Origin of the sequence: Secundilactobacillus paracollinoides, from assembly GCF_001702155.1 — a bacterium.
Lineage (GTDB): Bacteria > Bacillota > Bacilli > Lactobacillales > Lactobacillaceae > Secundilactobacillus > Secundilactobacillus paracollinoides.
On record NZ_CP014912.1, the window covers coordinates 1,952,780 to 1,973,917 of the forward strand.

The 21,138-nt window shown below is 47.0% G+C and carries 15 protein-coding genes and 1 pseudogene; 10 read left to right on the forward strand and 6 right to left on the reverse strand.

The features are described 5' to 3' along the window. The first annotated feature begins 590 nt into the window (after nucleotides 1-590). From pyrF to AYR61_RS08310, 5 genes are all read left to right on the forward strand, one after another. Nucleotides 591-1,301 (forward strand): orotidine-5'-phosphate decarboxylase, encoded by a 711-nt coding sequence (pyrF, locus tag AYR61_RS08290; RefSeq protein ID WP_065902584.1) that lies wholly within the window; start codon nucleotides 591-593, stop codon nucleotides 1,299-1,301. A gap of 2 nt (nucleotides 1,302-1,303) precedes the next feature. Then, nucleotides 1,304-1,939 (forward strand): orotate phosphoribosyltransferase, encoded by a 636-nt coding sequence (gene pyrE / locus AYR61_RS08295; protein WP_054712791.1) that lies wholly within the window; start codon nucleotides 1,304-1,306, stop codon nucleotides 1,937-1,939. Nucleotides 1,940-2,422: 483 nt separating this feature from the next. Continuing rightward, a complete protein-coding gene (gene ltrA, locus AYR61_RS08300; RefSeq protein ID WP_065900954.1) occupies nucleotides 2,423-3,805 on the forward strand; it encodes a group II intron reverse transcriptase/maturase in 1,383 nt (460 codons plus the stop codon). A gap of 129 nt (nucleotides 3,806-3,934) precedes the next feature. Next, the gene (locus AYR61_RS08305) at nucleotides 3,935-4,747 is read left to right on the forward strand and encodes a Cof-type HAD-IIB family hydrolase (protein WP_054712794.1); all 813 of its coding nucleotides are present in this window, start codon (nucleotides 3,935-3,937) and stop codon (nucleotides 4,745-4,747) included. 70 nt (nucleotides 4,748-4,817) lie between these two features. Then, a complete protein-coding gene (locus AYR61_RS08310) occupies nucleotides 4,818-5,612 on the forward strand; it encodes a Cof-type HAD-IIB family hydrolase (RefSeq protein WP_054712797.1) in 795 nt (264 codons plus the stop codon). 148 nt (nucleotides 5,613-5,760) lie between these two features. Here the strand turns inward: AYR61_RS08310 and AYR61_RS08315 are convergent, their stop codons facing one another. Beyond that, nucleotides 5,761-6,720 (reverse strand): nucleoside hydrolase, encoded by a 960-nt coding sequence (locus tag AYR61_RS08315; protein WP_065902586.1) that lies wholly within the window; start codon nucleotides 6,718-6,720, stop codon nucleotides 5,761-5,763. Nucleotides 6,721-7,272: 552 nt separating this feature from the next. Here AYR61_RS08315 and AYR61_RS08320 point away from each other — a divergent pair. Both AYR61_RS08320 and AYR61_RS08325 read left to right on the forward strand, forming a co-directional pair. Next, nucleotides 7,273-8,295 carry a PrsW family intramembrane metalloprotease gene (locus tag AYR61_RS08320; RefSeq protein WP_054712135.1) on the forward strand — a complete coding sequence of 341 codons (1,023 nt, stop codon included), beginning with the start codon at nucleotides 7,273-7,275 and terminating at the stop codon, nucleotides 8,293-8,295. Nucleotides 8,296-8,409: 114 nt separating this feature from the next. Beyond that, the gene (locus tag AYR61_RS08325; RefSeq protein WP_065902588.1) at nucleotides 8,410-9,396 is read left to right on the forward strand and encodes an NAD(P)/FAD-dependent oxidoreductase; all 987 of its coding nucleotides are present in this window, start codon (nucleotides 8,410-8,412) and stop codon (nucleotides 9,394-9,396) included. Nucleotides 9,397-9,927: 531 nt separating this feature from the next. Here AYR61_RS08325 and AYR61_RS08330 read toward each other — a convergent pair. After that, nucleotides 9,928-12,102 carry an LTA synthase family protein gene (locus AYR61_RS08330; RefSeq protein ID WP_054712139.1) on the reverse strand — a complete coding sequence of 725 codons (2,175 nt, stop codon included), beginning with the start codon at nucleotides 12,100-12,102 and terminating at the stop codon, nucleotides 9,928-9,930. Nucleotides 12,103-12,314: 212 nt separating this feature from the next. Here AYR61_RS08330 and AYR61_RS08335 point away from each other — a divergent pair, with 212 nt between their 5' ends. Next, nucleotides 12,315-12,971, forward strand: coding sequence for a histidine phosphatase family protein (locus AYR61_RS08335; RefSeq protein ID WP_056987414.1), 657 nt, complete (start codon nucleotides 12,315-12,317; stop codon nucleotides 12,969-12,971). Nucleotides 12,972-13,121: 150 nt separating this feature from the next. Here the strand turns inward: AYR61_RS08335 and AYR61_RS15885 are convergent. Further along, nucleotides 13,122-14,480, reverse strand: a pseudogene (locus AYR61_RS15885) (IS4 family transposase). A gap of 943 nt (nucleotides 14,481-15,423) precedes the next feature. Then, nucleotides 15,424-16,338: a VOC family protein gene (locus AYR61_RS08345; protein ID WP_054712141.1), complete on the reverse strand. Its 915-nt coding sequence runs from the start codon at nucleotides 16,336-16,338 to the stop codon at nucleotides 15,424-15,426. Between the two features lie 143 nt (nucleotides 16,339-16,481). Here AYR61_RS08345 and AYR61_RS08350 point away from each other — a divergent pair, with 143 nt between their 5' ends. Next, nucleotides 16,482-16,898 carry a GNAT family N-acetyltransferase gene (locus tag AYR61_RS08350; protein ID WP_054712143.1) on the forward strand — a complete coding sequence of 139 codons (417 nt, stop codon included), beginning with the start codon at nucleotides 16,482-16,484 and terminating at the stop codon, nucleotides 16,896-16,898. 68 nt (nucleotides 16,899-16,966) lie between these two features. Here AYR61_RS08350 and AYR61_RS08355 read toward each other — a convergent pair whose 3' ends face one another. After that, entirely contained in the window at nucleotides 16,967-17,452 is a 486-nt protein-coding gene (locus AYR61_RS08355) for a C40 family peptidase (protein WP_054712145.1), read from the reverse strand. A 227-nt stretch (nucleotides 17,453-17,679) separates the two neighbouring features. Between AYR61_RS08355 and AYR61_RS08360 the strand changes: the two genes are divergently transcribed. After that, a complete protein-coding gene (locus AYR61_RS08360; RefSeq protein WP_225356535.1) occupies nucleotides 17,680-18,108 on the forward strand; it encodes a MerR family transcriptional regulator in 429 nt (142 codons plus the stop codon). Between the two features lie 80 nt (nucleotides 18,109-18,188). Here the strand turns inward: AYR61_RS08360 and AYR61_RS08365 are convergent, their stop codons facing one another. Then, nucleotides 18,189-20,909, reverse strand: coding sequence for an MMPL family transporter (locus AYR61_RS08365; protein WP_065902590.1), 2,721 nt, complete (start codon nucleotides 20,907-20,909; stop codon nucleotides 18,189-18,191). Between the last annotated feature and the right edge of the window lie 229 nt (nucleotides 20,910-21,138).

The window sequence follows — 21,138 nt, forward strand, 5'->3', positions numbered from 1 at the left end:
GTTAGCCCTAGTTTGCGGAGAATCCGCCCTCAACTGCTAGTAAACCCATAGACAGCAATGCTTCGCACAATATGCTAGCCACTGGAAAGATTAATTAACAGGATTCATGACACCGCTTTTGAAGACTCACTAACCAAGAAGACCATGACAAGTATCATAGCGTAGTGGAGCCGGTCGGCATTGCAGGCTGTGGTGTCGGTGTTCGTTAGCGGCTGTCTTTTGGCCGGTTACGAACACGGGAGACGTAGGAGATCCTTGAATTTCGGACAAGACATTCAATAACTCCCCAGAGCGACCCACCTCAGCCTGCAGGGCCGACCGGCGGAACGGAGCGACATGTTAGCAGTATTTAACTCATTGAACAATGGACAAAATCAGCACACACCTGTTTTGCGACACACTTTGACCTTGACGCCTAAAATGTCCTGCGCTACACTGTCATAAAGAGTTCTTTAATTTAGCCCTGTGAGACTAAAAAGGTGACCGGAATAACCCACTGTTGTTACGCAACAGGTGGGATTTAACTGCAAACCGTTTAGCCGAGGGCTGGACGGTTTTTTCGTTTTGCGAAAAAAGGAAAGGTGGTACAGATGCGGCCAATTATTATTGCGTTGGATTTTAAGACGGGTGACGAGGTTTATACCTTTATTGATCAGTTTGAACATCAGGACCAACTGTTTGTGAAAGTTGGGATGGAGCTGTTTTACTTTGAAGGGCCGAAGATTATTCAAGCGTTACGTCAGCGCGGTATCCACATCTTTTTGGATCTGAAATTATACGATATTCCCAACACTGTTGAACAGGCAATGTTTCAATTAGGCCAACAAGAAGTCTCAATGGTCACCGTGCACGCTGCGGGCGGATCCGAAATGATTCGGGCTGCTAAGCGCGGTCTTGTGAACGGGAGCCAACAGGCGGGGGTTGCGCCGGCCAAACTGCTGGCCGTCACCCAGCTGACCTCAACGTCGGAAGAGCAGATGCAAACCGAGCAGCTGATTCCAGTAACACTAAAATCCTCAGTTGTGCACTATGCGCAGCTTGCTCAATCCAGTGGGGCGGACGGTGTTATCTCGTCTGCTTTGGAAGATCCGATGATTCACGAAGCCACGAACGATGACTTTCTGTGTATTAACCCAGGGATTCGACTTGCCACCGATAGTGCTGATGACCAAAAACGGGTCGTCACGCCAGCCAAAGCGGCTGACCTTGGCAGCAACGGGTTAGTCGTTGGCCGGTCGATCACTAAGGCAGCTGATCCAGTTGCCGCTTACCAGACAATCGCAAAGGAATGGGGACTTTAAACATGACAGTATCAGTAGAAAAACAAATCGCAGCCGATCTTCTTGATATTAACGCGGTGACCCTATCACCGAATAAACCCTTCTTGTGGGCGAGCGGGATCAAGGCGCCCATCTATACAGATAATCGTCGCACCATTGCGTTTCCCGAAGTTCGGACCCACATCGCTGACGGCTTGACCGCGCTCATTTCAGAACAGTTCCCAACGGCGACCGTCATTGCTGGTGTCGCGACCGCAGGGATTCCCCACGCCGCACTTGCCGCTGACCGCTTGAACCTGCCCATGAGTTATGTGCGCGCTAAGCCTAAAGATCACGGGACTGGCAAACAAATTGAAGGTCAAATTACGGCTGATGACAACGTTGTGTTGATCGACGACCTCATCTCGACAGGCGGTAGTGTTCTGGGCGCCGCTAAAGCCGTTCAAGCTGTTGGCGCGACGGTTCTTGGCATTGTCGCTATCTTCTCGTACGAACTGCCAGACCACGTGAAAAACTTTGCTGATGCGGGGTTATCGCTGCACACACTGACCAATTACAGCACCCTAATTGAAGTCGCAAATGAGAAGTACGATATTAACGCAACGGAACTCGCGTCGTTGAAGCAGTGGCGTGAAGACCCTTGGCACTGGAATAAGTAACACCTAACCGGCTGACTAGTGATCACACCTGTCTGGCCGGTTTTTGTGGTGCGCCCGGCATGGGCGCCAACTAGACGGTGAAAGTCCGTTTCGGGCCGTAGTAGTCGGAACCGCAAGTCAATGACAAGGGTGTCCATCGTGAGGTGGAATCTGAAGGAAGTCGGCGACAAAGTACCGCATTGATGTACAAGAATCAGCTATAAGGCTGTGTTGGTCGGACGAGGTTGCCAAACAAACCAAAGTCCAATACTACTCGAGGCCATCGCAGTAAAGCTGGCAATGACATGGTACGAAAGTGGGCGTTCTTACCCGGGGAGGCCTGTATCGTACGTTCCCGACAAGAGGCGCGCTAAGCGCCACAGGAACAAACATCGCAGTGATGTGGTGCAGAACGATACAGGAGTCAGCCGAGGCCATAGTAGTGGTATCTGCCACGAAGGGCTGAACAATAATAGGTCATCATTGATATTGGAGGTGGAGACAGTGCAACAACCGCAGAATACAGAAAAAGCTGACCGCCGGCGGACAGTAGGACTGGAAGCCCAAGAACAAGTCGGGGTGCGTAGCACTGACTCTGGTGAAAATACGATGATGAACGGCACTAAGTTTCAAGAGTTAGTCTTAGACCGAAATAACCTGAACGAGGCTTATCTTCGCGTCTGCAGAAACAAAGGTGCAGCAGGACTAGACGGAATGACCGTTGACGAACTGTTGCCCTACTTGAGGAAACATAAACAGGAATTACTGCAAGCTTTACAAAACGAGACCTATCGGCCTCGTCCCGTTAAGCGGGTTGAAATTCCCAAACCTAATGGTGGTAAACGCAAGCTCGGAATACCAACTGTGATTGACCGACTTGTTCAACAAGCCATGGCGCAAGTCATGGTGCCAACATTTGAGCGTGTCTTCTCAGATAATAGTTTTGGGTTCCGACCGAATCGAAGTGCTAAAGATGCCATTGATAGAGTGGTTCAGTTCTACAATCAGGGCTATCACTATGTCGTGGATCTCGATTTAAAAGCATACTTCGATACGGTCAACCACGATCTGCTTATTAAATTTATTGAGCAGTATATTACGGATCCATGGATACTGCATCTCATTCGTCGCTTCCTAACCAGCGGTGTCATGAATGGTGGTCTATTTGAACGAAGTGATAAAGGCACCCCTCAAGGTGGCCCCTTATCGCCACTTTTGGCTAACATTTATCTCAACGAACTGGATAAGCTGTTAACTTCCAGAGGTCATAAGTTTGTCCGCTATGCGGACGATTGTAATATTTATGTCCGAAGCAAACGTGCTGGAGAACGGGTTCTGACTAATGTTACTCGCTTTCTTGAAGGCGACCTAAAGGTCACCGTCAATGAGGACAAGACATCAGTAAGTTCGCCTCTGCGGGCCAAGTTCCTGGGATTTTCCTTGGGGGTTGGTCGAGGAGGTGCGTATGCGCGACCTGCTTGGCAGGCCAAGCAACGCATCAAGTCTGCACTCAGGAAAATGACCAAGCGCAATCGGGGCGTTTCGTTAAACCTGGTGTTTAACGAGATTCATCAAAAGATGCGTGGGTGGTTACAGTACTATTCGGTCGGGAAAATGACCAATTTTATCCGTCACTTAGACGAATGGTTGCGAGCAAGGATTCGCCAGTATATTTGGAAACAGTGGAAGAAGCTCAAAACAAAGGTCAATCATCTTGTAAAACTGGGGCTTTCTGGCACCAGTGCTTATACAATGGCCAATACCCGTAAGGGTTATTGGCGAACTGCGCATAGCAAGACATTGACCTATACTCTGACAAACAAAAGACTGGAACGCCTTGGACTCATCAATATGAGCAAGACACTCCAGTCAATACAAAGTGCTTAAATTATTGAACCGCCGTATACGGAACCGTACGTACGGTGGTGTGAGAGGTCGGTAATTGAATTAATCAATTACCTCCTACTCGATTGTGCTAAACTAGGTTATAATGGTGCTCATAAGGAGGCCACGCACATGACGATCAAGCTTATTGCCACCGATATTGATGGCACGTTTTTAAATGATAATAGTCAGTATGACCACGCCTATTTCCAGCAGTTGATGACGCAAATGAAAACGCAAAATGTGCGGTTTATTGTCGCTAGCGGTAATCAGTACCCGCACCTGCCACAGTATTTTGAAGAAATTAACGGCGAGATCACCTATTTAGCAGAGGATGGCGCGCATATTGTGGCCAATGGTCAGGCAATCAGTGAAGACCTGATTCCACCAACACTCGTCCACGATGCACTTCGGTGGATGGCGCAAAATGACGGGTTTAAGCATGCTTGGCTGATTCTTTCAGGGCAGCATGGTTCCTATACTGAAATTCCTGCGAGTGCTAAGCGTTTCAAACAATCCAGTTATTTCTACGGTGATTTAAGGTCCGTGATGGATCTGATGGAAGTGACAGATGCCATTTATAAGCTCGATATTACCTGGCGCCAGTTTGATGTGTCGCAGCAAGAGCGCGATTTCAATGCGGCCTTTAAAGGGCGGTTGCGCGCGACTTCAAGCGGACTAGGCGGACTGGATATCATTTTGCCGCACGTCAATAAGGCATATGGCCTACGGAAATTACAAGACATGTGGGGCATCACTAAGGCTGAAACACTGGCCTTTGGTGACAGTGGCAACGATGTCGAAATGCTGCAACAGGCGAAATTCGGCTACGTTATGAAAAATGCCCCGGTTGCCGTGCAACGACAGGTCGGCCTGGTTACGGATGACGACAACAATCACAATGGTATGCTGAAAACAGTTGCTAGATACCTCGCTGAACAGTAGGCAAGGCGCAATTAATGGGCTATACTATTGAAGTGAACCAATGAACAAGCTTTAAAAAGGGAGTTTTCAAATGATTAAACTAGTTGCGCTAGATCTTGACAATACCTTACTGACAAACGATAAAAAAATTTCCAAAACGAATGAACAGGCGCTTAAGGCCATTTCGGCTAAGGGTGTTAAAGTTGTTTTGTGTACCGGTCGGCCAATCAACGCCATCTGGCACTATATTGAACAACTTGGGTTGACGGGGGCTGATGATTATACGATCACCTTTAACGGGGCGCTGGTCATTAACAATACAACCCGGGAACCGCTGGCTAAGCAAGGGATGACCAAGGCAGATCTCCAGCCGTTGCATGACTTTCTGAAGACCAGTGGGTTTCCACTAGATGTGCTTAACTTTGATCAGGTGTACCCAATGACTGATCTAACGAAATCGATTTACACACTTGGCGGTGATATTAAATTTGAACCGATGACCTTTGCTGATTTGCCTGAACAGACCTATGCTAAGGCCGTTGTTGCGGCACCTAAGGAAGTCGTTGATGCGGTCCAGGACCAGTTACCAGATGATCTGAAGAAAAAATTCCACATTGCGCGGTCACAACCAACTATCTTGGAATTTCTGAGTCTGACCACCGACAAGTCTGTTGGCTTAAAAGCGCTGTTAAGCCACTTTGATGAAGATTTCAGTAATCTCATGGCCTTTGGGGATGCTGAAAACGATGCTGGCATGTTGAAGGCTGCCGAAGTGGGCGTTGCAATGGCGAACGCACAGCCAGCAATTACGGCCTTGACTCAGTACCATACTGGGACAAATGAGGACGATGGCGTTGCTAAATTTGTGAATGAGTATTTTAAATAAGGCATCGGTTTAAAGGCAGCTTCCTGTTTTTACTCATTTCGGCTGTGTGGCATAGTAAAATACAACCAAAAAAACACCATCTAAGAGCCAGTCATGACTCTTTGATGGTGCTTTTTAATACCTGTAGCAGCTTACTTCAACAGTTAAATTAATGCTTAGCAAACAACCCAGTCAGGTAGCTCATAAAGGTCTTCAAGTACCGGTCAGCATCGACATTGATGCCAACAGTAACGTTGGTTTCAGGGTCGTTTAAACGCGCCTGATCGCCAATGGTCCGGCCACGAGTGCCTTCGTCAGTCGTCACCTTCATGTTCAGGTTCAAAGTGGTGATGAAACTTGGGTCCAGCGAAACGCCCACCGCCAAAGGATCATGCAGGGCACAACCTGGCAACTGGCCGTTTGTGACTTCGTAGGCGTCGATGTAGTAATCAACGATGTCCGCAAAGGCAGTCCCAGCCTTAGTGTTTAAGTCACGCCACTGTTGCGTTTCCTTGCGGGTCAACAGTGTCCGCATCGTGACGTCCAACCCAACCATTGTGGATTTCAGTGGACTCGTCAGTACGGCGTTTGTCGCCTCAGGATCCTGGTTGATGTTAGCTTCGGTATAAGGGGTGACGTTCCCTTCAACGGTTAGGGCACCACCCATAAAGGTGACGTTTCCAATCTCATCAGCAATCTCAGGTGCCTTTTCCAGAGCTTCAGCCAAGTTAGTCATAGGACCAGTTGGCACGAGAATCAAATCTTTGCCATATTGCTTGGCAGCGTCCATCAAGAAGTCAACGCCAGAAGTTGTTTCTAATTGCCGTTTGGCTTCGGGTAATTCAACTTCACCGATCCCATTTTTGCCGTGGATCTGGGCACTGATCGGCATCACGTCGAAATGATCGGTCGTTGATGAGTGACCATTGCCAAGATAAACAGGCACATCAGTTGCACCAAGCAATTCAAGAATCTTAAGGGCGTTCTTGCCGCCTTGTTCAACCAATACATTCCCGTATGACCCGATGATCCCAATCAGATCAACGTCTGGTGCACCAACAGCATAGGCAATTGCCATTGCGTCGTCGATCCCGGTATCCAAGTCAAGAATCATTTTCTTTGTTGCCATTAATAAAACCTCCAAAAATAAGTGTTTTTTGAAAGCGCTAAACTATACAGTTTCAATTTTAAAGGAAGAATCATGGAAACACAACCTGTTATGGCGGAATTTTGAAGACGGTACTGCAAGTGAGGGGGATTTGGGTTAAAATCAGAGAGTGTGAGGCAAGGCGGGTTAGGGGCGGTGTGTAACGGCGGCTGGTCTAAAAGTCCGGGCCTGACTTTTAGACCAGCCGCCGTTACACGTTAGCCCCGTGCCTTGCTGAACACGTTTCGGCAATGTGGCCGAGAAAGCCAGCAGCAAGATGCAATCAATATCAGAAATGCCTGAACCTGGCATTTTTGCCAGAGTCCGTTACATGGCCGCCTTGCTGAACACGTTTCGGCAATGTAGCCGAGAAAGTCAGCAGCAAGCAGCAATCGATATCAGAAAAGTCTAGTACCGCCCTTTACAAACGGTATCCAGACAGAAGTATCGTGCCAAAAACGAGACGAATTTAAAAAAATATGTCAAACAGAAAAAATAACCATTCCATCAAACAACCCAAAAGAGGTGACCTTCGTGAAACAACAATTCACAGACGAGCAACTCAAGCAACGTAAACATCGGCAAAATATTTTAGACGATGCCACCAAGGAATTAAATGACTGGACGGGTGAAAACGAAGCGGTTGAAATCCATCTTTTCCGCATGTTTTCGGAAGTCTTTAAGCATCATGAGAAGGAGGAAGGGGACGCATTGTTCATTGTCGGCACCAAAACGACAACGCCAAGTTTGGCAGCCGTTTCCTCAGCGCCCGTTAAACCCTGGTTGTTTTCCCGAGTACTGGCCCTGTTAGGCTTTAGTTTTGGCTTATTAACGCTATTATTCCTTGTCTTTCATAGTAACAAGGCCGTTCCCGGGATGATTTTTATCGGCTCACTTGCGGTACCGTTCTCGCTTGCCATTATGTTTTTTGAAATTAACGTATATAAAAATATTTCAGTGTTTCAGGCAACGGAGGTCTTTCTCATTGGAGGAATTGCCTCGCTGGTGGCAACAATGGTCTTGTACGAAATCATTCCGTCGGGAAATGGGACAGACTTTATGTCTGCGTTGGCAATCGGCTTCATTGAAGAAACGGCCAAGATGCTGATCATTGGTTACTTTATTAATTCGTTTCGGTTAAATTATATTTTCAACGGGTTATTAGTGGGCGCTTGTGTGGGCGCCGGTTTTGCCGTGTTTGAAACCTCTGGGTATACCAGCCAGTTTGGACTGATCACACTGTTTGTCCGGAGTTGGCAATCCATTGGTACGCATACGATCTGGTCTGCAATTGTCGGGGCAGCCATCATTTTAGCAAAGGAACGACGCAAACCGGTTAAGGGCGCCACAATCGTTCGAGCCAAATTTTTACGGTTTTATGTTCTGGCCATTTTGCTTCACGCAGCTTGGGATTGGCAACCACCAGTTGCGTTTCTTAGCGCGTTTGACCTGCAAAAGTGGTTGATCATCATTGTCGGATGGATCGCTATTTTCGTTTTGATCAATGCAGGGTTACGAGAAGTCAGGACGTTGCAGGGCCAACGCATCATTAATTGAGGAATATGATGAAAACTAGGAGAATTACTTATTGAAATTAGAACCCATTTTCCGCTACGATAGATGATGAGTGAAATAAAACAACGAGATATATAGGTGAGAGGTGCGTTTGAATTGGAAAACAACTATGAAATTACAATTATTGGCGGCGGTCCTGCGGGAATTTTTGCTGCCTTTTACGCCGGGCTTCGTGAAGCGTCCGTGCAACTGATTGAAAGTCTCCCCGTTCTTGGCGGGCAGGTCAGTGCATTGTACCCCGAAAAAACGATTTTAGACGTTGCCGGCATCCCTGGGATTCAAGCGCAAAAGTTAATCGATCAACAAGTCGAACAGTTGAAGAACTTCCCGGTTGATTTGAAGTTAAACCAGGCTGTGACTGACATCACGCAAACGGCGGACGGGTTTGACATTGTGACTGATAAGGAAACGACACATAGTAAAGCAGTCGTCATTGCGGTCGGAAACGGCTCGTTCTCACCACGAAAATTGGCAATCGATAATGCGGATGATTTTGAGGGTCACCAATTGTTTTACTCAGTCAGTGATCTGGAACATTTCCGTGACCACCGGGTGTTAATTGCGGGTGGTGGCGATTCTGCAATTGACCAAGCCTTAATGCTGGAGCCAGTGGCAAAGTCAGTCACCTTGATTCACCGGCGTGACCAGTTCCGTGCTTTGGAACACAGTGTGGCCCAGATGGAAGCGTCTAGTATCGTGAAACGTACGCCATACCTTATCAAGGCCATTGACAGGTCTGACGATGGGTTAAACGTGGCCTTGAAGAAGATGCATTCAGAAGATGAGTTGGAAACGGTCAAGGCTGATGATGTGGTCGTGAGTTATGGCTTCACCTCAGATCATAAGGTCGTGGATGCTTGGCATCTGGATCTGGACACAGACCGGCATTTGTTTAAGGTGGATTCAACGATGCAAACAAGCGTGCCAAACGTTTACGCTATTGGTGACGGCGTGACGTATAACGGTAAACAAGCGCTGATTGCGAGCGGCTATGGCGAAGCACCAATTGCGATTAATTCGATTATGCAAACGTTATTCCCTGATAGAAGAGGACCGTTGCATAGTACGGCGTTAAAGAGATAGAGAGTGAAGTGAGGCGGTTAAGGGGCAGAATTTAACGGACTCTGGCAGAAAATCCCGGGTCTGGATTTTTTGCCAGAGTCCGTTACATGGCCGCCCCTTGCCTCGCGGAACTCGTTTCGGCATGGTGGCCTAGAAAGACAGCAACTTTTAAAAAAATAAGCTACAAATAAAAAGACAACTGCAAGTCAGCTGCTATCTTTGACTAAGGATAGGGGGAACTTGCAGTTGTCTTTTTTATGGTGCACTGAAAAAAACATGAATGACTGCAAACAAAAACACCCCGAGTAACGAGGCGTTTTTTTGTGGTACATGTTGGTGCTTTATTGTCAGTGGATAAAGGCTACAGAGCGTTAGAAGTCACGCGCTTCGAATTTACATAGCCGAAACGTGCTCTCCGAAGCCACATAGCTGAAACGTGTTCCAGGAAGGCAGGGGGCTACTGCGTAAGCAACTCCGACACAAATGCCCAAGACTAGGCATTTCTGTCAGAGTTACTTACGCTCCGCCCCCTAAACGCCTTCCTTCCACACTCTACTTCCCATCCGACGCACTATTATCATCCGGATTCGTAATTTTGATCCGGTTAGAATCAGTGGTCTTATGCTTCAATTCTGGGGCATCCGTTGAGAAGTCTGACTGGGTCGACTTCTTGCCGTTTTCGTCAAACAAGCTTGTTGATTTCGTTCCCAGTTTCTTTTCGATCTTCTCCGCTTTTTGCAAGCCATCAGAGTAGTTATAGTCTTCTGGATTTACAGCCTTAAAGCCCTTCGGATGGTAGAAACGCAGCAAGTTCTTTTGGTTTAGAGAGTCAGACAACGTCAGCTCTTTTTGCACCTTGGCTTGCATCCGCTTCTGCCAAGCCTTGGTCTTTTTATCTGGCTGAATGACCTTACCCGTGCGATTATCATACAGCTGATCAGCGATGCAGGTGTACTTATCGGTGACCCAATCCTGATCTCGGAAAGCCACGACATCGTCATGTTGTTTCGAGATCAGGTCGGTGCCAAACTGAATGTAGCGTTTGGTGCTGATGCCCATCAAATGCAGGAGGGTCGGCAAGACGTCAATTTCACCGCCGTACGTGTGATCGATGTAGCCGTTCTTTGTGCCAGGCATGTTAAACATCAATGGCACCCGTTGCAGCTGGGCGTTATCAAAGTCGGTCCAGTCGTCAGCGTTTTTACCTAAGACCTTAGCCAGATACTTGTTTTCAGAATCTGAGATCCCGTAGTGGTCACCGTAGAGCACGATGATCGACTTCTTTGCCAGGCCGCTCTTTTCAAGGTAACCGTAGAACTCCTTGATGGATTGATCCAGGTAGTGGGCGGTCAAGAAGTAGTCGTCAACCGTCTTGCTCCCAGTGTCAGGTGCCTTGAAGTTTGGATCTTCGTCTTCCTTGTCGAGACTGAACGGGAAGTGGTTTGTGACAGTCAGGTACTTCACGTAAAACGGCTGTTGCAGGTGCTGCAAATACTTAATGGAATCGTTAAACAGCAGCTTATCCTTCAATCCAAAACCGAGTGCTTTATCACCAGAAGTATCGTAGTAACTGGCATCAAAGAAGTACTGGTAGCCCATATTCTTATAGGTGTTGTTTCGGTTCCAGAAGCTGGCCACGTTTCCGTGGAAGACAGCGGAGGTATAACCGGCACGCTGTTTAAGAATTTGTGGTGCGGCCTGGAAGGTGTTTTCACTGCCGAGTTGGGCAAACAATGAGCCTTGTGGTAACCCATAGTTACTGGTCTCCAGCATGTTTTCGGCGTCACTGGTTTTCCCCTGACCGACTTGGTTATAGAAATTATTAAACGAAATTGTGGACTTACTCTTATAGAGTTTGTCGAGGAAGGGGGTGACTTCCTTACCATCGATCTTTTGACCAATTAGAAATTGTTGGAAGCTTTCCAAGTGAATCACGATGATGTTTTTCCCTTTTGCGACGCCATACATCTTTTTATTCGGTTTGGCATAGTGGCCCTTAACGAATTTGAGGATGCTGGTTAATTCAGATTTTTTGGCGCTCTTACGGATATCGTTGTTGTGTTGGGTACTGATACCGTCATAGGCGGTAAACGTGTCGATACCGAGATATTTGACGATGTAGGACCGGTCAAACGTCTTGGTCAGCAGTTGGGGCCGGTTCATTTCAGAAATTGAAAAATCCAGACCGAGCAACAGGAATCCGATTGAGGTGACCGCAAAACTGGCACGCCAGTTTAATTTATTGGCATCCATCTTGATGCGGCGGGTTAAAAGCAGGATCACCACCACAACGAGGTCGAGCCAAAAGAAAATATCATGGATCGAAGTGAGGGCCATTGAGCTGCCGCTAAGCCCTTGATTGACCTTGTTATATCCGAGCATGGTCGACACGGTCATAAAGTCGGTAAACTCACGGTAATAAATGACGTTTAAGTACAGCAGCACAGTGTTTAAAATGTCAAGGACCAGTGCTGAGGTGTAAAAAAGTCGTGTTGGTCTGACATAGAGCGCCAGACTGAACAAAATGACTGTCGTAGCAATCGGATTGGTGAGGTACAAGAAGACCTGAAGCGGATCGTTCAGGGTGATCCTGAAATCAGCAAAATAGGCAATCAGGGTTTTTAACCAAAACAAAATAACCAGTAAGGTCGTAAACCCGATTCGCGTATTTGTTCGTCGCCACGTGCGTTTAAGTAACTCCAAAATGATAGCCCTTTCTTCACGCATTGCACGTTATTTAAATATGACTACCAGTTTAGCAGATTTTACAGTAGTTTGCAGGCGTGCCCCTGTGAATTTATTAAAATATTAAGCCGTAGTTAAGCTTGAATCTGTATGCTAAGCGCAATCTGGAACTGTGCAGACAATTTAGTAAGCGCCTTCTTACGGTTGAAATAAAATGATATACTAAGGATAACTATAAGCAGGAGGTGCGATTGATGACTAAACTGAATCTCTACGTTGTGCGTCATGGACAGACCTATTTTAATATTTATAATAAACTGCAAGGTTGGAGCAATTCTCCATTGACCCAAAAGGGAATCGATGGGGCAAAAACAACTGGCGAGCGGTTGGCGGACGTCCATTTTGATGCGGCGTACTGCAGCGATACGACGCGGGCCATGGACACAGCTAAGCTCATTCTGGCCGCAAATAAGGCCTCAGAAGTAACTGATCCAATAACGGCACCCTTTTTCCGGGAAGAGTTTTACGGGTACTTTGAGGGCAATGATATGTCGCAAGCTTGGTATTTAGCTGGTGCCCCACATGGGTTGCCAACGTTTAAGGACATTGTTGCCAAGTATTCGATCGGTAAAGCAAAGGACTATTTGAAAGACGCTGACCCGTTTCACCAGGCTGAAAACAATGATGAATACTGGCAACGTGTGGATCAGGGCTTTGAGCTGATCCGGTCAAACAACACCTTGAAAGATAACGACAACGTGCTGCTTATCAGCCACGGCAACACGCTTTTAAGTTTGATGGAACGCTATGCGGGCGGTAAGTATGACCTGAGTACCCGGCCAGCAAATGGCAGCCTGACGCGGTTGACACTGACGGATGACGATATTGTTGTGGAGAGTTATAATCAGTAGATCTTAATGGTTTTTGGATAAAAAGAAGGTCTCAGTATCCCGAGTTAGTGGGGGTGCTGAGACCTTTTATTTTAAGTGACTGAAACTTGAAAGTATGAAGACAGACTGATCCCTTGGTATCACAGGGCATATTTTAATTAATTTAACCATTTAGCTTGCTGTTAACAGCGAAACTAACCGTTTCGGCAAAAATGTGAAGAACTGATTCATCATCTGAATAATTTGGGCTCTTCTTGCATAAACTTCATGATTAATAATCGTTTTTAACGAATTTAGAAGCCATACCAGTGCTTGAGACAACTCAATATCTGGCATGGCTTCGTTCATTATAAAGAATAAATCCCCAATGGTGCGATCATCCTGATTTTGCCGTTCCTGCCAAGCTAATAGGTCATAAGTCATCATGACAATTGCTAAATGGCCACAAAGCCCGTCATAATTTTGAACTTGTGATTTGTCGAGCCGCAAGTATTGCTTGGCAACTTTAAAGTAATTCTCAATTTGCCATCTTCGGGCGTATAGTTGAATGATCTCTTGTGGCTGAAGGCCTAACTGAGTCGTTGCCAGTACTAGGTAGTCATCTTGACGGGCCCGATTAGCCACAAATACCAAGCGAAGCTTGAATTTTTGGTTCCCGACGTGCGCTTCGACAAAGCAGCTGTATTGATAAGCTTGCTTGGGTTGATATTTTGAGGCCTGCAGTCGCTTGTATAATGCTTTAACTGAATATTGCCGTCCGCGATATTGATAGTAAATTTTGCTGGACCGTTTAAGCATGCCCACGCCGTTTAATCCCAACTAGGTTAATTCATAGAACATTTTTGGTGAGCTATACCAGCTATCAAATAACACATAGTCAGCTAGAACGCCATTTGCGAGGGCTTGCTTGACAAGTTGCAATGAAACGAGGTTCATTTTTTGCTGTGCTTGGCGACGTCTCCGGCCAGCAATTGTTCGTTGATCGGTTGTTTTAGCTGATTTTCCAAGGACGTTTTGTGGCTTCTTGGAAGACATTAATGCAAAGTTGATCGGTAAGAATGTATTGGCGTCACTCCAACCCAAAGTTAAAGCCCGGTATCCCTTAATATATAACTGTTTGTCATGGTCAAAGACTCGCGCTAGTAATTCGGTTTGGGTGGCGTACTCACGGGAAAAGAGTGTATCGTCAATGATCAATGCTAACCGCCGCCGGCGGTCAATAAACGGTCGTAAATGCTTGATTAAATGACTCCCAACTTGACAAATCAAGCGTTGCCAATTGATCCGGCCATCGTTCAAATTATTTCTGACGGTGCGACTGGTAAAGTTAGGTGTTTCATGGGCTCGATAAAGCGAGCGTCCCAGGAACTTTGTCGTGAGCAGCCATTCAATGACCTTCATCAAGCTGATTTCTGAATTCCGGCGATAATTCACCAACTTGGTGAGTTTAGATAGACCAATGAGGGAAGTAAATTGATGAACAATATTGTGAAGCTCGTTTTCTGTATTTTTTTGTCTTATAATATTCATGACGTAAGTCTCCTTTGTATCTTGGTTTTGGTCGACTAAAGTATACAACGCAGGAGAGCTTGCGTTTATTTTTTGCCAAAAAAGCCAATAACCACACGCCTTTGGCGTGATTATTAGCTTTCAAGTTTCAGTTAAGTGATATTGTGTTGGCCCGAGGGTGGACACTTCTAGTTAACGTAATGGAACGAATAGTTTTTCAAATGTTGAGTGATTCAAATAGTGCGATCAGTTCGCTTCGTTGCGCCGTTCGGCCATGCAGGCTGCAGGTAAGAGTGTGGAGCAGGCCGGTTAACTCCGGAGTGTAAGGCGACTTTGCCGGAAATTCCGTTCTTGAATTGCTGGCAAAGTTGCTTTACACAGTAGGGAGTTGGCCTGCGGAACACGTTTCCGCAATATAAACTAGAAATTCAAGGATCTCCCACGTCTCCCGTATTAGTAACCGACCAAAAGACGGTCGCTAACTAATACCGACACCACAGCCTGCAATGCCGAACAGCTCCACTACGCTACGGTACTTGTATTAGGCATTATGGATGTAAAGTTTTCGGCAGCGGTGTCATGAAAGCTGTTGATCGATCGTTGCCAGCGATTAGCACATTGTGAGAAGCATCGCTGTTGATGACTTTATTAGCAGTCGCGGGCGGATTCCTTACAAACTAGGGTTAACGCCATTGCAATGTTTAACTAGCAGTAAAAGTAAGCTCATAGTCAGTGGAATGGAGCAATTTGGCACGGAGCTGTGGTGTCGACATCAGTTAGCGACCGTACTTTGGTCGGTTACTGATGTGCGAGACGACTGAGATCCACTCGAGAGACACGCAGTGGAAATCGAGTTAGCTCAGTCGCGAGCCACCACACGGAGTGCCAAATTGCGGAATGCAACGGACTGTCACCCAATATTAGAAAGAACGTTACGTGAAAAGTCTTTAACCCTTTCCACACTCTAATTCGAGTCTCCGTCATGAAAATCCACACTCTGCTTAGCATAGTAGTCCAAAATCTCTTGCCGGTGGGATTCAAACTTCGGTGTCAGACCAAGGTTGTTGCCCATAGTTAAGATCGGCTCATCCAGACTGAAGCCAGGGGTCGGTGTTGCAAATTCAATTCGATTGTCGCCTGGTTCGCGGATGTAGAGACTCTTGAACCAGCCGCGGTCGCGGTACATTTCAATGTCCCAGCCTTGCTCTTGTGCCTTTTGGTAGAGGGCAAGTAGGGTGGCTTCATCGGCGACTCTCAGGGCGACGTGGTCGATACTGCCGCGGCCAAAGCGGGTGACTTGTTCAAAGTTGGTCGTTGGAAAGACCTTAATGCTGGCGTGACGGTCAAGATGAACGACGTCATCGCTGACGTCGGCCCCAATTAATTGAGCGAAGAAGTCCGTGGTTGCAGCGACATCTGGTACGTGCAGTTCGGTGCCCAAAAAGTGGGTAATCTGATGGTCAGCCGAGATGCCGTTACTCGGATTGATCTGCCATTCAGTTAACGTTTCTTCCGTTTCAATCATGGTGACAGGGATAAGGTCCGGGTCAAGGAATTTTAAGCCGGTCTCAGTCGCTTCTGGGTCAAAGCCCGCCGTTGACAGGCGGTCGAGCCAAAAGGCCTTACTACCGGTCGGAATTGCTAGTGAGAAGCCGTTGATGTAATGGTTGCCATCAGTTCGACGTCCCAGGAGTGGTAAAACGAAAAAGGTGATCACTGAACCTGGGGTCCCGAGATAGTCACCATAAAACAGGTGTCGAATATGAATGTTTTCTTGGTTAACGGTGTTCTTAACCAGCCGTAAACCCAGGGTCTTGGTGTAAAACTGAATATTTTGCGCCGCGTCCTTTGTCAGTAACGAAATGTGATGCGTTTGCATTGCTGTCGCCTACTTTCTGAGCATTATCTGCCACAAGTATAGCATAGGCGCAGTTAAAAGCTGGTGTAAGTGCTTACGGTCGTTGACGACTAGCCAGACTTGTGACTAAAATGAGACATTATAAGTGAGAAGGGTGAGCGTAAATGGATATCAAACAAGAACGGGGTAATCAGGGGCAAGTCTACCAGGATGCGGCAGCCATTCGCCAGGCAGTGTTTGTGACGGAACAGGGCATTGATCCACAATTAGAGTTTGACGGAGAGGACGCACAGTTGACGCACTTTGTAGGCTATGTCGCAGGAAAGCCAGTGGTGACGGCCCGGTTAAACGAGACGGTCCATCCAGCCCATATCCAGCGGGTGGCCACGTTAGAGGCAGACCGGCACCAAGGGTATGCGTTTGCGCTTCTGCAGGCAGTCCTTGCACAGTTAGGCAATCAGCCTGTCGCACTGAACGCGCAGGAGACTGCGGTCGATTTTTATAAGCGGCTTGGGTTTAAGCAAGTCGGTGAGGCCTTCTTAGAAGTTGGCATCGTCCACTATCAAATGATCAAAGAATAGCCACTAAAAAGGCCTCAGAACGTGATGTTCTGAGGCCTTTTGTTGAGAAGTTCTATGTGAATTTTAAATTAGCTGTTCATGTCAGTGACGTGAGCGTAACCAACTTTGTGCCACCAAGGGGCGTAAATGCTTTCAGTGATGACGCCGCGGTTTTGAGCATCGATCATTTGCCCCTTACCAATGTAAAGACCAACATGGCTGATGCTTGAAGTACTGCCGCCAAAGAAGACTAAGTCGCCTTTCTTAACAGCGGAACCCTTAACGTGCTTGTAAGCATTGTATTGTGCTTGGGCAGTCCGTGGAATTGTAATGTTAGCTGCCTTTTTGTAAACGTAGCTGGTAAACCCTGAGCAGTCAAATGATAAAGGACCAGTAGCGCCCCAAACATATGGCTTGCCAAGCTTTGACTTAGCGGTGGATAATACAGTTGAGAACGATGGATCGTTATCGGTAGTATCAGCATGAGCGGTGGTGTGACTAGCTGCAATACCTAAGATCGCAAAGGCAATAACAGTGGCTAACGTAATGAATCCTTTAACAACAGACTTCTTCATAAGATTTAAAACTCCTCAATTAGGTTCTATAGTTTATGTTTTCTTTAATTATGTACGAGTACCATACTACCGGTAGAATGTGTCAGTTCTGTAACAAACCAGTTTCAATGCGATTAAAAGGTTAGAATGAATTTGTAATTTACGTAACGTCTGTGAAATAATAGATAATGAAATGATGCTCGGAGGTGCGACCAATCGATAACGCATTAGAGAAACTTCTGCCAGAAGTGCTGAATCTAGAGTCGTTTAGATTCAGAATTAGTGAAATAAGTACCATGACTGGTGTGTCGACCCGCCAGTTACGTTACTGGGAACAAAAGGGGTGCATTGCCCCCATGGACAGGACGGATCCGCAAAAGGCCCGAATGTACGATTTCCGGACGTATGTTGGTGTCAGAATTATGAAGGCTTTCTTGGACGAGGGCTATCGGTTGCCCAGCGCAGCCGAAAAGATGGCAGGCGTCTTAAATGACATGAATGTGTTCCGTGATTTTGTTCAGCAAGCCTTTCGCGGCATTGACCTTGTGGACGGTAAACCCGCAGTGAACATGGGCCCGTTTGACGCAGACGGCAAGAAAACCCTCTACGGCATTAATGACGACGGCAAGATTCGTTACGATGTCAGAGATAAACAGCCCCGGATGGGCGAACAGTAAACAACCAGCAAAAAGCCCCTGAGACAGATCGGTTAGGATCTGTTTCAGGGGCTTTTGTGATGCACTATTTTCAGATGGTATTAATTTTCTTTTGTCGTCTCACGATGCTTTCGTGTGTGTTGAGGAAGCGTTACGGTGAGCTTACCAACTGCAGCTGCAATGATCGGTAATGCAATGTTAAACACAATGACGGCTGCAATGACAACTAAACCAGCTTGCGTTAACGGCCCAAAGTTGACTGCTAACAGGCCAAGGCAAACGACAATGATGCCGAATAGACGGTGTCTGAAGGATTGACCAGTTGCGGTTAATCCTGGTAACAGCCAGTCGAGCAGTGGTGCTTCGTTACGACGGTAATCCAGCGCTAATTCAATGAGCTGGGTCGCGCCAAAGGTGATGATCGGCACCATCGCAATGAGCGGTACCTGCCAGTTGAAGTCAGCCGTTCCAGATACGAAGCAGTTGATCAATTCGCCGATTTGGAAACTGGCAATGACAGACAGGCCGTACGTGAGCAACCAGTAGAGCGGCTGCAACACTGACCGACTCAGGGCTGCCAGAACGATGAACAGGACGCCGGCAACGAGAAGGGCTAACCAGCCAATATAGTGGTGGAAGTTATGCTTGATCGTTGCCTGTACCACTGGTTGACCCGTAAAGGCAACCTTGGCATCCTTCAAGGCAGTTCCCTGAAGCTGGGTGTTCACTTCCGATTGGAGATGAGCAACTGTCTGAGACGTATCGTGGCTGTTGGCCGACTGTTTCAGGTAAACGGTCAGTGCCGTTGTCTTGTAGTTGGCACTGCTGTTTGTTAATAGTGAATGCTGGAACGTCGTGCTGGTCAACTGTTCAGGGGTAATGTAGTACACCTTGGCGGCATCAGAAGCCTGAAGTGCAGACAGATAATTGTAGATGTTGGTGTACGACTGAATCAGACCATTCAAGCTCGTCGTTGATTTTTTCAAACTCGTTTGAATGACTTTGAGCTGTGACGCATAGCTGGATACGGTTGATTGCGTGTTCTCAGCAGTTGATCGGCTGCTGGATACTTCGCTGCTCAGCACTTCCATGTTGCTGGCAACGGTCTGTAACTGCGTGTTGATCAGTGACAATAACCGTTGATAACGGCGAACGAGCTTGGAAGCGTTGCTCCGTTGGGTCACGCTTGCACGGCCAGCAATCTGAGTCACTTGGCTATGCACGGTGTCAGTATCGGAAGACAGTTGCGACGTCTTGGAAGCTAACTTAGAGATCTTATCGGCTTCCTGTTGCAGCTTAACGGCGTTTAACTCAGACCGGTCAGTATTGAGATCACTCTTGATGGTGGTCAGCTGATCAGTCGCCCCTTTAAGCTGCAGGTTTAAATTATTTAACTGGTTCGTGACGTAATATTCACTAATGGGTTGGCCATTCGGCTGGGTGAGCGAAGTGACACTTGAAACACCCTTCATCGTTTGTAATTTGGTGGTCAAATTATCCAGTTGCAGCAGGGCACGTTCGTTATCTAAGCGCGTCTTAGATTGGACGTAAATGGTAACGGGCGTTGTTTGACCAGCACCGAAGTGGGCGGAAACCACTTTATTGCCTGCCACCGCATTTTGTGTTGTGGCTAAAGTGTCCGTGGCAGAGAAGTTCAGTTTGTCATGGTAAGCGTATGCAAACGCACCAACCAGGTAAGCCACGACTACGATGGCGATTGCGGGTTGCCACAAGCCGAATTTGGCTAACCTGTTCCAGAAGCCGTATCCCTTAGGCTGTCCGTCAACGGCTGGCCAGAAGAACCGGTCGCCTAACAGGGACAAGAAGATCGATGAAATGGTGATGACACCGATCATGGTGACCAACGCCACAATGGCGAGACCACTCATTGAACGCAACGTGGAGAACTTGAAGAAGTAGAACCCACCGAAGATCACAGCAAGGGTTAAGCCCGTAGCGAGCGTAAAGGTTCGAATCGACCGGATACTGTTTTTGACAGCCGCTTGCCGATCGACACCAGCCACTAGTTGCGCTTTAAAACTTCTGAAGAGATAGAAGTGGCCAATCAGCCCGTAAATAACGGTCAACAACATGACCATTAGTGGCAGATATTCTGAATATGGGAAACTTGTGCGTGATGCAAGATTGTTGATAATGCTGAGCGAGACTGCGTACATCATCAACATTGATAGGGTGGAGATCACCGGTGCAATCAGAGACTTAAATACGATCCCGATAATGAGCAGACTCAGGATAAAGACAATGACCGTTGCCACAGAGGTTGCCTGGCTGATCTTTTCGCTGGCGGCACTATTGATGATCTCCGGACTAGTGACGTATGTGTTCAACCCAGTCGTTTGGATTTGTTCATCCAATTGTTTGGCAATCAGATTCATGCTGCCTTGATCCTTAGAAACAGCTAACTTAACGATCTCCGTTGACCCGTCCTTTGACAGGAACTGGTCCTTAGCGGTCGGATTAGTCTCCATTGTGCGGACGTCTTTAATGCCGTAAGTGGCTTCCTTGCCTGCAAGTCGTTCCATGGTCTTATCAACGGCGGCTAATTGTGTCGTCGTTAATTTGCCCGATGGGTTATTGAAGACTGCAGTGACGTTATATGTGTTGGAAACGTTGCGCCCCCATTTTGATTGAATGGCCGAAGCAACCATTGGCTGACTATTGTTCGCCAATTGGGGCTGGCCGTATTCTTGAACTAGATTACTCGTGTTAGGCAGCATGACGATGGCCACGAAGATGGCGATCAACCACACTAACAGTGAGAAAATCCGGTTTTTGTGTAAATTGCGTATCCGCTCGTTCATTGCACTGTATCTCCCTTGATAGTTACATTCATCATTATGTTTTGTGTAAATAACCTTTTTTCATTTTAACATACACTTTTATTTGATTGCAGAGGAACCCAAGAATTTGTTTGAATTCTTACAAATGATCCCTATTGACCCACCTCAGGGGCCATTTAGAGCCTGGTGGCGGTTAAAAGTCATATTGGTTTTATTATGAGCCGTCTTCGCCTATAATTAAAGGTCTATA